Source organism: Pseudomonas sp. FW305-96, from assembly GCF_058783825.1.
Window position 1 is genome coordinate 77441 of record NZ_JBYSYW010000023.1, and the last position, 13549, is coordinate 90989.

Annotated in this window: 8 protein-coding genes and 1 pseudogene; 1 reads left to right on the forward strand and 8 read right to left on the reverse strand. The window is 54.0% G+C overall.

What is annotated here, in order from left to right; translation table 11 throughout:
- Window positions 1-66: 66 nt before the first annotated feature.
- Window positions 67-470, forward strand: a pseudogene (locus AC3WL2_RS17605) (IS66 family transposase); the annotation flags it as partial.
- A 243-nt stretch (window positions 471-713) separates the two neighbouring features.
- Here the strand turns inward: AC3WL2_RS17605 and pglX are convergent.
- From pglX to AC3WL2_RS17645, 8 genes are all read right to left on the reverse strand, one after another.
- Window positions 714-4346, reverse strand: a complete 3633-nt coding sequence (gene pglX, locus AC3WL2_RS17610) for a BREX-1 system adenine-specific DNA-methyltransferase PglX (protein WP_102684488.1) — start codon at window positions 4344-4346, stop codon at window positions 714-716.
- A complete protein-coding gene (locus AC3WL2_RS17615; protein ID WP_102684489.1) occupies window positions 4343-4972 on the reverse strand; it encodes a hypothetical protein in 630 nt (209 codons plus the stop codon). Before AC3WL2_RS17615 ends, pglX begins: the two co-directional genes overlap by 4 nt.
- A 24-nt stretch (window positions 4973-4996) precedes the next feature.
- Window positions 4997-6733 carry a DUF262 domain-containing protein gene (locus tag AC3WL2_RS17620; protein WP_102684490.1) on the reverse strand — a complete coding sequence of 579 codons (1737 nt, stop codon included), beginning with the start codon at window positions 6731-6733 and terminating at the stop codon, window positions 4997-4999.
- A 9-nt stretch (window positions 6734-6742) separates the two neighbouring features.
- Entirely contained in the window at window positions 6743-10411 is a 3669-nt protein-coding gene (gene brxC, locus AC3WL2_RS17625) for a BREX system P-loop protein BrxC (RefSeq protein WP_102684491.1), read from the reverse strand.
- A gap of 14 nt (window positions 10412-10425) precedes the next feature.
- Entirely contained in the window at window positions 10426-11004 is a 579-nt protein-coding gene (locus tag AC3WL2_RS17630) for a DUF1788 domain-containing protein (RefSeq protein WP_102684492.1), read from the reverse strand.
- A complete protein-coding gene (locus AC3WL2_RS17635) occupies window positions 10995-11591 on the reverse strand; it encodes a DUF1819 family protein (protein ID WP_102684493.1) in 597 nt (198 codons plus the stop codon). The genes AC3WL2_RS17630 and AC3WL2_RS17635 overlap by 10 nt, the downstream gene beginning before the upstream one ends.
- 537 nt (window positions 11592-12128) lie before the next feature.
- Window positions 12129-12878 carry a class I SAM-dependent methyltransferase gene (locus AC3WL2_RS17640; protein ID WP_102684494.1) on the reverse strand — a complete coding sequence of 250 codons (750 nt, stop codon included), beginning with the start codon at window positions 12876-12878 and terminating at the stop codon, window positions 12129-12131.
- Window positions 12879-12991: 113 nt separating this feature from the next.
- On the reverse strand, window positions 12992-13264 hold the full coding sequence (locus tag AC3WL2_RS17645; RefSeq protein ID WP_102684495.1) for a hypothetical protein: 273 nt from the start codon (window positions 13262-13264) through the stop codon (window positions 12992-12994).
- Window positions 13265-13549 lie beyond the last annotated feature (285 nt).

Genomic DNA, 13549 nt, shown 5'->3' on the forward strand with positions numbered 1-13549 from the left:
CCCCAAAGCCGTCGATCTTCGGAAACCCATCGATGGCTTGGCCGCGCTGGCCGACCTCGATCTCAAGGTAGCCATATCCCGAATAAAACCTTGGCCCGCAGGGTGATTCAGTTCGGTGAAAACTTGCAGCCGCTATTAAATCTGATGCACGAAAGCCTGTTGAGCAGCCGGATCATCCACTGCGCTGCCCCCCGTGCAGGTGTGGAAAGAGCCTGATCGCGACCCCAGCTGCCAGTCCTGGAGGTGGGCACAAACCGGCGGCCCACCTGATAAGCCGGTGATCCTTTTCGACTACGCCACCAGTCGAGCGCAGGAAGTGCCGACGCCTGCTAGATGGCTATCGTGGCGATGTCATGATCGAAGACTACGCCGGGTACAACGCGTTGGCCGCGCAGCATGGCGTCGAGCGGTTGGGTTGCTGGGCACATGCACGACGTAAATTCGTTGAAAGGTGCAACCCAAGGCCAAAACCAGACGCGCAGTCGAGACGGCCATGGCCAACGGTAAAGAGTCTTGTGCGTGACTGCGCCACGCACTGAAACTTCCGCCGCAGACGTCTTCAGTGGAAGACTACGAGGCCCTGTAGCCTTGGAATCGCACACCATAATTGCATAGCTAAGCGCTCCGTCCATCTTTGACTAGGTGGAGTTCATCGAGCGCTTACATTAGTTCCATGTCGTGCCTCAAATGCAAAACTGCGTATTATTGGTTGATTATTCTTCTTTACCGCCAGTAATCGCCTTAACCTCGGCCAGCAGGTTACCGAATTTCCCGTAGTTGACCTTAACGCCATCATCTAGGTCGAGGGTGATGCGTTGATCGGCGTACGGACGGAGGTTTTCGTCGAAGCGGCGGAGCTCTTCAAGTTGTTTGGTGAATTTGTCTTTGCGCTTTTGCAGGACTTTTTGTTGGGCGCTGCTAGTGACGCTGTCGATGCCGTCGGTGAGCGTGTCGATCCGGGCCTGCATGCGGCTTTGCAGCGGCACGACGTATTCCATACGCATACGTGAGAGCGTGCCCTCGTTGTAGCGGTGCAGATAAACCAAGCACTCGAAAGCCTTTTGCTTCCCGCTGGAGAACAGCCAATAGATCGGACGCTTCTTGTAGGTTTGCAGGTGGTCTTTGTAGAAACTGGTTGAGAGGTAACGGCGGATGGCCTCGTCGGCGGACTCCCCTACTTTGCGGCCTAGGCCATCGGCCAGCCACTCCATATTCTCTACATGTGTTTCAGCCCCCCAAACCACCTTAACGAACTCGCGTACGCGCTCGGCAGCATCGTCTTCGAACCAGGACTCGTCCGTGATAGGAATAATGCCGTCAGCATCCGCAGGCATTTTGAGATAGCGCGAAGGATCGAAACCAACTCCGCCACTATGGGCATAGATCAAACCCGGTTCGTCGAGGCTGTAGCGCCCCATAATACAACCGATTGCGTATGAGATCAGTCGCTGCATATCTTTATCACGACTTGCACGACTAAGAGTAACCTGCACCTCTGGAATCTCAGAAGCTATTTCACCCTTGAGACCATATGCGTCAAGAAAAATACGATTATTTTCCTCCTCTTTAGACTTCACTAGCTCAATACGAGCTTGCAACTCAACACTCAATTGCCCCCAGGCCTCTGAGATCAGAGCAGTGCTAGAGCCTTTGGTGACAACAGGTAGCCTACTAAAATCCCACGACAACTCAGACTCATCCCAATCAACTTTTGAGAGATCTATACAACACTGAACATTCTCATCTACAACTGTCGACTCGACATCAGCAATAGGCAGCGTGCCAACCGGCCCCTCATGAAAGTCTAACGTCGGACTAATACAGTTCAGAAGCGGATTAACTATGACCGAATTACAAAAACCTAATGACCGCCTGAGTGCTACATCCGAGTCAAAGAAGCACATTGCGCCTTTGGTTTCAAAAATGAATCCATTCGGAACGAATCTCATTGAAAGCGACGCACTTGAAATCGTCGCCCAAGTTATCCCACTTTTAAAATAAAATGACTCATTGGCAACTCGCTTCGACGCACTTCCATAGCGCGCAACAACCAAATCCTTAATTCGTTTACCATCACCTTCCCAATCCACAACATACTCATTATTCCCATACCACTTCTTAAAACCCCCTCCTTTTTGACATGGAAACCATCGACATTGAGATTCTCTTGCATCATTTGAGTTATTTGCGCTAAAAAAAATTCTATTCAATGCGCATTCATGCCAAAATCTAAGAAATCTTTCGTTATCTGTTGTGGCCAAGCCCTGCCGTGGTTTTCCGACCCGAGCTAAGGATGGATGCTCGGAGAACGACGCTTTAATTTTTGAACTTGCCCAATAAGCTATAGGGCTCCCCGGAATTTGACTGAAATCCTCCTGAATTTCTTTATCATATCGATAATGACCACTTAGCAATGCTGCCTCTTTCTCCGCCTCAACGCCCTCAATAAGTCTGAAAAATACTGGCTTGAAACCATTTAAATGGTGACCTTGCATCACAAAAGCAGTGGTTTGCACCACCTCTCCAGAAATCTCACTAAAGGCTCTTGCTCCCAAATGAGCCATTGTATGAATAGTGCGATCAACCAATAATTTTTCACGCATAGTCAGGTAAGACGAGAGGAACATCCAGCTCTGCATTGTTACCATGCTATTGAAGCCGGTAGGTTTACACCAGAGAAAGCCGCGCTCAATAAACATAGCAAAGAGATCTGCTTTACTATCCGGAAAACTCTTCTTAGCAAATTCCTTGAGCGCTGAATTCATACCCTTACCACCCATATAAGGCGGGTTCGCTACCACTGCATCGTATTGCAGAGCAAGCAAGCTAGCAGGCCAAGCAAATTGCTCCATTACCTGCCTGGCATAACTACGCGATAAATCATCACCCTTGCTGCGAACACTCGCGAGCAGATCGATGATCTTACCCAGCTTGGTCTTGAGGACCTCCGGCACACTTATTAATGAGCCAAAGGTCTTTCCATGTTCAAACAACTGAATCAGATGCCGCAGGTCGAGCACAGTCACCCCAGAGCTGTGCTGGGTTATCAACTGGTCACCGCCAAATAGCTGTCCTGAATGGAATGCATCGCCGCCTTCAATCTGGATAGCGGCATTGTGGATGACTCGCGCCATTTCCTGATCCGGCAGGCCTGCGCTTTGCTGAATGGCCATGACATTGAGATGCGGAGGATTTTCCTCATCATCGAACAGCCGACGATCATCCTCACGAGCCTTCATCAATAGTGCGAAACCGGCAAGCTGAGCTGCGCGGTCGTCGATGTCCAGGCCATATAGGTTCTTTTGAAGGATCAGCCGAGGAATCTCGCGCAGACGATAGCCACGCTCCTCATAGATGGCGCGCAGCAGGTTATAGGCTTCCACCAGAATATGGCCGGAACCGCATGCTGGATCAAGCACGGTCAACGACTCTGGATTGAGCGTGCCGCCATACTCATCCATACGCACCTTGATCAACGCATCGAGCTGAGCCTGAACATCCGGTGTTTGCTCGGCAGGCTCGACGTAGTACTTCATAGCCCCCTTTTCTCGCAAAGTGGAGCCGGGGTTGGCCATCAGCCAGAGACGACCGAGACTGTTCTGCACCAAGTACTGGACGATCCAGTTAGGAGTAAATAGTTGAGTGGCAGCGGGAATGTCCTCGCTCTTGACCACCTTCCCCATCACCTCGTCTTTCTTGTCACTGATATAGAACTGGTAAAGCCAGCCGATCACCTCCACTTCTTGCCAATCAGCTTCTTCGATTTCGCTGATCAAGTGAGCAATCGGCGAGTCGGTACGCAGGAGGTTGTCCGGGAGCAGCAGCTCAGTGGCATCGTCTAGTGCCTCGAAGAGGAAAGGCATATTACGGTGCAGCTCATGGCACTGAGCGAGGAGGATCTTGCGGTACAACGCTTCATCCTGATTACCCGCTGTTTTCAGGCGAATGATTTCAGCTTTGTCCAAGCCAGGTAGATCTAGATGCTGAACGTAATCTAGAATCTCCGGCTGTTGCCCTTGCGGGTGGCTGAGCACACGGTAGCCGTGGCTCAGGTAACCCTTTAGTTCCATAAAGCGGATGGCTACCAGGCGGTTAAACCAAGTATAAGCCAGCGCCTCAATCACATCATTAAAGCCCTGCTGCTGAATACGTCGGACTAGCTCAGTACGCTGCTTGGCAACGCTGGCCGGGAACGGCTGACCACCAATCAGCAATACGTCGCCCGTTTGTGTGACGCTGACCGGTATTGCTGGATCAAGCCCCAGACGACGGGCACGCAGGGTAACGACCTCAATAAAGTCGAGACGGGCCTGGGGGGCATATTTCTTGAGTGCGGAGCGGTTCATGCCTGTTCCTTACGAGACGACCTGACCTTGCGGGGCTTGAGCGCACGGCCATACATCATTAGGTATTTGTCGAATTCAGTTTCTTGGCGTTGAAATCGTTGGCTCGCCTCACGCAGGAAGTGCTTGAGACGTACGATATCGCACCAAGTAGATGGTTTTTTCTTAGCGGCCGGGATTTGCCGCAGATGATTCATGGCGCGGAAGTTGTGCTGATCGATGAGCGGCACCTGTAGCGGATGGATCAGGTGAGTCAAGTAGGCGCTGGTAATATAGCGCAGCCTACCCAAACGCTTATGCCACCATCGAAAAGTGGCTTCGGGGGTGAATTGATCACCAGCCGATAACGCCCAGCCTCGAAAAGCAGGCCACAGGCTCTCGATCTCGCCAATCAAGGCCTTCTGCTTGGAGGGAAAGTCATCCTTGCCCCAGTGCCCCCACTTCCAAAGCAACGCTGCCGATAAATCTACCTTTTCTGCCAACGCAGAGAAGGTGTCTTTAAAGCTATCATAATCGAGCGCGGGGTATTTTTTAAAGCTGTATAGCTCTCGATGCGAGGTATAGGTTTTCTTTACCACATTAGTAATGCGCTGCCAGTCGGTAGCCTTCAGTAGCTCTTCCATGCCCATGGCATTTCTCCTTAGCAAATATGGCTACTGAAGGGCTGAAACTATTCGGCCCCTGAGCGCCTTGCGACGCTGCTCATAAAACGCCGGGAAGTCCGCCAGCGTTTCTGGGAGATCGGTTATTTCCAGGCCCATCAGGTACTGCTGGCGAACGAGGGCATCTGGCTTGAACTGGGCGTACCAGTCATGCGGCATCTTCTGGCGTTTTTGGTTGTTGATACTGCCTTCGAGCAACTGGAGGTTTGCCAGACGGTTGGCCTTATCTGCCACCTCCGCTACCAAATCTTCCGGGATATCTGCCTTACGGAGCTGAGGCTTGGTGAAACGAGCCTGTGGGTAGATATGATCTACATGGAAATGCCTTGAAAGATCGAAACCAGGGAAGATTAGCGAGAGCAAGGCAAAAGTTCGCTTGTCGCCATAGGGAAGCTCGACCAACTCGTCCAGCTCCTCCTCCGTGAAGGAAAGCGTCTTACCGCGCGCGGACATCACGCTTTCGATCTGAGATACAGGAAAGCCCGTCTGCGCATGGGTACAAATCTGATCACGCAAAGCAGTCAGCAGGGTGTCCAAACCACTGCCCCAGATTCCTGAAGCCTTGAGCAGGCTGCGAATCAGCCACTTACGCACATTTTCACGATCCTGAGCGTACTCCGCACGGGACAAATAGGCCTCCCCGGGTTGACGGGCGAACAGGTAGTAAGCGATGGGCAGCAGGGCACTGTCGGCACGCAGGTTCTGGCTGTTGAAACCGAAGCTGGCCAGCAACCGTACCGAAAGCAGTAATGCCTCGCGTATACGTGACCAGTTTTCCTCCAGCAGTTCCATGTTGGCCTTGTTGAAATTTTCCACCTTGAACCCGACGCTGCCAATGTCCGACAACATTAAGCCTGCTTTGAGCACTAGGTCTTTACTGAAGTTGAACTGGTCGCCCTCCTTGTTCATCTGGTCGACGAGCTGATGAATTTCCTGCCGGGCATCAAGCTTCGACCACTGCGCCACGGCAATCGACAGCAATAGATCTGAGTATGAAAGCGGTGTGCCACCACTGTTCATACGAATGAATATATTCAGGACACGCCCAAGATCCTGCTCTGCTTCTTCGTAGTAGCTAATCAGCTCTTTGTGGTGAACGGTGCGGTAGAGATGGCGGAGGACTTTCTTCGCTTGCCGGCGCTGTTCCGCACTGAGATCAAGCTCGTCCAGGCTGTCGATCAGATCATCCTCGCTCTCGACCAGGACGCGACTGACGCGAAGCCACAGTTGGCCTTCACCCGTTAGCTCCGTAACGGTCTCAGTTAGAAACTCAAAACGGTACTCGGAGCCGGTTTCCACATCAGGCTCGCCGAGCAGATCCAGGTAAAGATGACGGATCGGAAAGGCATCATTGCTCGACCACCATTTGCCTGGCAGCTTCCAGGCGTAGGAACCACGCAGGCCAATGTTAAGCGCCGTCATACGCTGCTGGCCGTCGAGTACGGCGACGAGATCACGCTCAGGGAGGGCTTTCAATAGAGCGCAGTGATAGTTGTCGCGCTCATGGAAGTCACGGACAAAATCATAGAACTGGTACTCCTGGCGCTTCTCCGGTGCGATACGCCAGAACAGGAAGGTGCCAAAGGGGTAGCCCTGCATGAGGCTGTCGAACAACCGGCAGATCTGTTCTGGCCACCAAACAAATTCACGCTGAATCGCCGGAAGGATGTACTCCTGAGAAGCGACCTTGTCCAGCAGCTGCTTGATCGTACCGCCTGGTTTGTACATGGCTGCTCCTTAGCGAATTTCAACGCGTTGATTGTCAGCGATTGCCTGCTCCAACTCTTTACGAAGTTTGGCAAGGAAGTTGTCGATATCGGCCTGGGTCTCGATGTAACCAGAGCCAGCAAGCAGCTGAGCATCCACCACTCTGCGTTTTTTTACCGGGACTACCGGAGCGACAACAGCCGCAGGCGTACTAACCACCTGAGCGGTGGGCTCGGCTATAGGCACACCTGGGTTACCGCTACCCGATGCCACGGGCGCTAGTGCCGGTGCGCTGGCTACTACTTTGGCTTTGGCCGCAGCCTGCTCAGCCAACAGATGCAGATGATCGATAGCTGCATCGGCCAGATCGCGAGCTTCATCCAGCATGTCGTTGATATGGGCCAAGCTGCGCTGTTTGGTAATACGCTGCCGGAGGTTTTGCAGGGAGAGCAGGCTCTTGTTGCGCTGATCCGTGCTTGCTTGCAGGTCATCCAGTTCGGCGTTGACCTTGGCCAATTGCTTGTCCAACCAGGCATCCGCGCGCTCGTGGGCCTCCTTGAGGAATCCGTCGTTGATCTGGGTGATCGTTTGGATCAGCCCCTCACCTTCACGAATCAGATTGAACGGAGCCTGGACGCTGAGGATTTCATCGATGCGAGCAAGGGCACGAGCGGCTTTTTCATCCTTCTCCAGCTTGGGCCGGTTGGGCTGGAAGTCCCGCTGCGCCGCACCTAGTTTGTCCCAGGCGGCTTTCTGGCTGCTGTAGAAGTTATCCAGATCGCCGTAGCTGTCAGATAGATCAAGCAGCGCGCTACGCTCTTTGAGGAACAGCTGAATGGCATCAAAGCTATCCGGTGCAGCCTTGAGTTTGCCAATCAGCTTGAGGCCCTGGTCGATGTCGTCCAATCCCGGATACTGACCGGTCTGTGCCAATGCACGCCACTGTTTGAACTCACTCTCCCAGCTCGCCAGACTGCTTTGCAGAAGGCTGTAGAGACTGTCCTCGCCATCCGGGGCGATCTTCTGAAACACCTCTTTAAATTGCTGACGGGCTTTTTGCAATTCACCAGAGCCGACCTGTTGGCGCTTCTGAATTTCAGTGGTGCGCCAGCGGGCCGGGGTGGAGATTTCATTCCAGACTTGATGCGGGGCCAGGGGCCCACCATTACCGATCAGGCTGACTTCACCTTTGAGCAGTAGCCGCACGATCAGCAATACCGTTTCCCATTCCGGCCAACCATAAGGCCGACGACCGTAGTGGGTCTCTGCGAGGTCATGCAGGACGATACGACGCGACTGCGACGCGAGCAATTCAATGTGCTGGCTTACCTCTTTAAGAGCTCGCGGATTGGCTTCACCGGTGCTCTCCAGAGCAAGGCCCGGCGTTTTCGGCGTGGCCAGCATGGCCTGGATTTCTTTCTGCGGATCGCTGCTCAGGTGCGGGATGTAGCCCAGCTTGCTGAAGGTATTACGCACCAGGTAGTCGAGCGCTTCTTCCGCCAGCATCGGTGCACTGGAAGCCTTGGTTTCCAGTTTGTTGCCTGCCACATAGACCTCGGCTTCACGCAGCAGACGATCCACAGTGGTACTCAGACGCTGACGGCGCTGGCGGTTTTCTTCCGCACGATCCTGAAGGATGCGCTTGGTATTGTGTGGCAGAGTGCCGTCGTTTTTGCGCGTGATGTATTTGTCTGTTTGCAGGTACAGACGAAGCTCTCGGGCCAGGTCGCGTTCATCCTCCAGGCGCAGGAGCACACTGCCCTCCCCCTGGCTGGACTCAAGAATGCAACGTTGCTCGCTCCAGATGTCTCGGTCATCTACTAGAGGGCTGATAACCGAGATCAGCAGATCACCATCAATGCGGTTACCCAAGGGATGCAGGTCGCACTGGCGGTTGAGGCCAAAGTCTTTGCCATTGTCGGGGAAGCGAAACTTGCGCTGGCCACGCAGTGCTTCATCAAACAGCAGTTGACCCAACTCGCGGGCCTCATCAGCGCTGGTGAGGTCGACATCCTTGATCTCGCGACTGATGTCGCGCTCTTCGTTGGTTAGGAAAAAAAAGTCATCGCCGTTACGGCTGACAAGGGTTTCCTTCTCCAGTCGCTGGAGGCTGTCTTCGATCTGCTTGCGCAGGCCTTGGCGGTCGGCGTCGATCTCATCGATAAACAGGGTGATCAGGTTATCGACGTTGCCTTTGATCTCATCAACGTAGCGGATGAGAAACAGCGTCTTCAGCACCAAAGGGTCGAGTTCTTGCAGGCTTGTGTTGCTGGCCGCGTTGTCGATGGTCGATTTGACCACACCCTCAAGGAAGCCCTCGATGGACGGATAAAAGCGGTAAAGCGGTACTAGGACGCCGACGCTTTTATCGCTAACGGCCTTAGCGGCTGACTGGAAAGCATCCAACAGAGAGCGCTCGCCTCGGGCCAGGTGGGTACCGGTGGCACCAGCCTTGCGGATGCTTTCAAAAATGCGCTGCACAAGCTGGAACTGGTACGGCACAAAAGGGTAAACGGCGGCGAAGTTGTCTTCGTCGGTGAACGCTTTATACGTGCGTCCGGTGTTAGTGAAGCTGAGCTGGTTACGCAGGATGTCGGCCTTTTCGCGGTAGATCTTGCGCAGACCATCCTTGGGCTCAGGTTCTTTGTCGAGCAGGCGACGCTGAATGACTTCATCCACGTTACCGCTGGACAGCGACAAGCGGGTTTTGAAGCGCCCCTGAATCTTGGAGAAGTCATTGGCCTTGGAGGCACGTACCTCGCCGAGCACGGCGTCGATGTCTTCCTGCGAGGTAACCAGAACCCAGGCGCGACCACCACAAATCGTGCCGAGGTTTTCGGTGATGGTTTGCAGGCTGAGCATCAGGTGGGTGTCTTGGCCGATGAACTGGCCGACTTCGTCTACCAGGAACACGATGCGCTGATCTTTGCCGCGCTTATCCAGGTATTCCTTCACCCACTTGGCAAAGCTATCGACATTGAGACTGAAGTCGTTTTCAAAGCGCTCCACCCAAGCGTCGGCATCCTTGATTTCCTGCCCCAGGGTTTTCGACAGAGCAGTAGCCAGTGCATCAACCTGGAAGTGGTAGGCATCGCGTTCATCTTCCCAAGTGGAGCCCGATGCGTCAGCGAATGCCTGCTTGAACTCAGCAAACTTGCCCAAGCCATCCAGGTGACGCTCCATGTGGGCGATATGCGGGTGATCACCGCAAAAGCCCAGGCGCTCATTGAAGACCTTCAGGAAGACGCGAAGGATTGCATCACGGCCATCACCACTATCGGCCTTGCTGTCGATGTTGAACAACAGCACATCGGTCTCAGCGGCGATGGCGCGCTTGATATCGGCAGCCAGCATCGGGTCAGCAATTTTTCGCTCGAAGAAATCGATGGCCTGGCGAGCTTCGCCGTCCTTGCTGACCTTCTTGTTCTCCAGCAGGTAGGAGAGAATTTTCAGGAAGTGCGATTTACCCGACCCGAAGAAACCAGAGATCCACACCCCTACTCGCCCCGATGCATCCTGGGGGTTGTCCAGAGCCACCAAGTAGCTTTCAAAAAAGCTGCGTAAATGCTGATCCAACTCGCGGGTAATGACGTATTCATCCAACTCTTGCCAGACGGACTCAGCGTCATCCTGGTCAGCCTTGATCACACCATTGATCGAGCGGTGAATAGAGCGGGTAAAGAGACTCTTGATTTGCACGGTGGACATCCTTTTCAGCTCACCAGTCGGAAAGCACGGTAATAGGGTTTCTCGCCTAGCTGACCGAACAGCTTTAACGATTGGCCGTCATAGAGGCCGGGGTAGAAAACCACCAACGGGGTCTGCCCCATAAACGGCTGGAGGTTATTCAGAAGGTTGTGGGTGCGAATCAGCGGGTATGCACTGCCGACACCATTGATGACCAGCAGGTCAAACTCACTTGGCGGATAGCGATCGACCAGTTCTCTGGCAACCTTGCCTGCATCAAGTGGTGCCTTGAGGGCCTTGAGCAAGTAGTCGTCACCTTTCTTAGCTTGCATTTCGATGGATTGATCCAATTTGCTGCGACTTTTCAGCATGTCGATCATCAGCTCGAACAGGTTGATGAAAGCGACCCTGAGCTCTGGACGGCGCTTGATAATCGCCCCCTGGAGAAACCGAGCATGCTCGCGGACCCTCTCTTCATCCTGCGGCAGATAATCGAAGGCGTAGAACGGCACCTCGTTACCCAAGCCCTGGCCACCGAGAAAGTCATCAGAGGTGACTTTTTCCAGGATTCTGTTGAGACGTTCGTCGAGGTCGTTCACGGGCATACCTGGAGGCAATCGAGCACGTATTGCTCATTGTGTTGACGTAAGTAGTAAAGAACCGCTGGTTCAATCTGCTGACTGCGTAGGCGCAGGCTTCGGGTGCTTTCGATGAAACCAGCCTCCGCAAGCATACGCATGGCATTTTGCCTTAACTTAACCCGAGTTGAGTCGCTGAGGGTAGGCATGTTCGGTTGCGAGCGCATGCTGTCCTCGATGTAGGCGTCCCAACAGCGTGAGTCCAGGTGTGTGGCGAATCGGCGGAATTGGTCACGAACGACGGTGCGCAGGAAATCGCCAAAGAGTGGCGAAAACTTGACCGTAGCGGCGAGAACGGCATGAGTGGCTACAGGAACGCTGCCATCGCGCACCAAAGCCCATAGACCGCTGGTCATCGTCTGCAGGCGTGAGCGCGCCAGGACTGCGTAGGTACCGGCGGTTCTGACTGTGCGCTTCTGTAGCACATTCAAGTCGCGTACGTGTTTATCCCAGTCGCTACCCTCTATGCCCTGCAATAAAAGGTCTGCGATGATCCGCGATTCAGGCACGATCAATGAGCATTGGGTGAAATTGGCCAGGTAAACGTGGCACATAAGGGCTTCGGACTCATCACTACATCAAAGCGCATATTTTGAGTGCTGAGCGTACTGAGCGCCAGTCCTACATAGCCCAGCACCGAGGGAATGCGGGACAGCCAGGTAATGACCGGATTGAGGAATCACTTGACATCGCCGCAGGCATGGCTGTCGCTGCCCTTGTCATCCCAAGCAACCAACCACACAAAAACACATGCTGGTTAGGTCGGGCATTCGGCGCTTCCTGTCGGCATGCCAAATCCACCCCGGGCTTATCACCGCTGCTCCCGGCAAACAGAGGCTCTTCCGGTATTGCCGACGCTCCGCTGCAGTTTAGGTCTAGGATATTGCGCTGACCATCGCATTAGAAGGTAATGAGGCATGTTGCTCAAATGAGCTTTCATGGTATTCCAATAGGTATCCCAATGCTTCTAATAAACCAATATTTATTCATAAAATTAGACACCTAGAAAACCAATTCAACTTTCCCCGGCCCACCGATCCCCAAACAACGCGCGCTAGGGCTTCTTCTTTGTACCCACCGTTTATCTCAGCTCAACGCCTCGCTTCGATGAGATGACGGGTGGAATGCGCTATGAAGGGCTCCCCCTGGCGCATCTGGTTATCCAGGGCCAGAAGCTCAGCGCGGTACTGGTGCACAGAGAAGTCTGGCACCCACCATACGCATTTGCGAAGAATCCATACGACTGCGCCCACATCATGGAACAGCATGCGGCAGCGGGCTGTCCGTAAATCTGTCACCGTAAGCCCGGCTGCCTGCGCTGCTGCTACCTCATCCTGCGGCTCGCGCATTTGCCGTTCACGTGGCAACGGCCCCAGGAAATGCTCGATCAGCTCGAAGGCCGAGGCTGGGCCTACGTGCTGGGCGAAGTAATGTCCACCAGGCCGGAGGACGCGATGGATCTCGTGCCAGTCGGGATTCACCGGGTGGCGTGAGGTGACCAGCTCGAACGAGGCGTCGGCGAATGGGAGCGCTGTGCCGGGGGCTACCTCGATGACTTCAACGCCGCGTGGCCCCAGGCGCTCGTGGGCCTTGCGAGCGTTGGGTGGCCAGGCTTCCGTGGCGCACATGAGGGGCGCAAAGCGCGCAACCTCACCCAGAACCTCCCCGCCGCCGGTATCGAGATCCAGGGCTGAGCGTACACCCGCCAGGCGCTGCGCAAGGAGCTGGGCATAGCACCAAGGCGGGCGCTGCTCAGAGGCGCGACCTGCCAGCCAATCGAAACCCCAGCCAGTCACATCTGCCGCACAGGCCTCGGCCACCAGGTCGTCAAAGGGTTTCATTCACACGTCCAGATTAACGTTTGCATGCGGGCCAGCATAAATCCTGAAGCGGCCTTTCGTGGCGGCAGGCTGCGTGATGGGCCGCGTGAAAATGATGCCATACCGCACCCAAATCATACCCGCCCGATGATTTCCTTCGCCAACCAAGCCACTCCCTGATCCATTGATATGAAACACCCTTCAAACGAACCACTCGTCAGCACCAGCTTATGCCCTTGGTACTCCGTCATAACCAACGTGGAATACGGCCCTTCCTCACGCCCCATCTCGCGAACATTCAACGCGGTCAACACATGCTCAACAAACGCATCAAAGTCCTCTTCTTCATACTCACTGAAGAAAACAAAATGACTGTGCCCGTTATCCGACTCTGAAAGCTTAGCCATATCAAAGACCTAACCCTTTGGTGACAGTCGCGCGAGATGCCTGTGACTTCTCGATGATCTTAAGCCACAAGGCTAGACATGTCATTTTGCCATTATTGTGTTGGCAATCGTATGAGAGCTGGGAAACTGAGGCGAAGAAAATTGCGGGCTTGCGGTGAGAGCGGGCGCAGGCTTTCCAAAAGCCCAAAGACAAAACCCCTACCTGCTTGCGCAGATAGGGGTTTTGCGAAATGAATCTTGACGATGACCTACTCTCACATGGGGAAACCCCACACTACCATCGGC

What these genes read in the sequence shown, in the direction of transcription:
- AC3WL2_RS17630 (WP_102684492.1), bottom strand. Translation starts at nt 11,004, where the DNA reads ATGCCCGTGAACGACCTCGACGAACGTCTCAACAGAATCCTGGAAAAA.
- AC3WL2_RS17640 (WP_102684494.1), bottom strand. Translation starts at nt 12,878, where the DNA reads ATGAAACCCTTTGACGACCTGGTGGCCGAGGCCTGTGCGGCAGATGTG.
- AC3WL2_RS17635 (WP_102684493.1), bottom strand. Translation starts at nt 11,591, where the DNA reads ATGTGCCACGTTTACCTGGCCAATTTCACCCAATGCTCATTGATCGTG.
- AC3WL2_RS17645 (WP_102684495.1), bottom strand. Translation starts at nt 13,264, where the DNA reads ATGGCTAAGCTTTCAGAGTCGGATAACGGGCACAGTCATTTTGTTTTC.
- AC3WL2_RS17620 (WP_102684490.1), bottom strand. Translation starts at nt 6,733, where the DNA reads ATGTACAAACCAGGCGGTACGATCAAGCAGCTGCTGGACAAGGTCGCT.
- pglX (WP_102684488.1), bottom strand. Translation starts at nt 4,346, where the DNA reads ATGAACCGCTCCGCACTCAAGAAATATGCCCCCCAGGCCCGTCTCGAC.
- AC3WL2_RS17615 (WP_102684489.1), bottom strand. Translation starts at nt 4,972, where the DNA reads ATGGGCATGGAAGAGCTACTGAAGGCTACCGACTGGCAGCGCATTACT.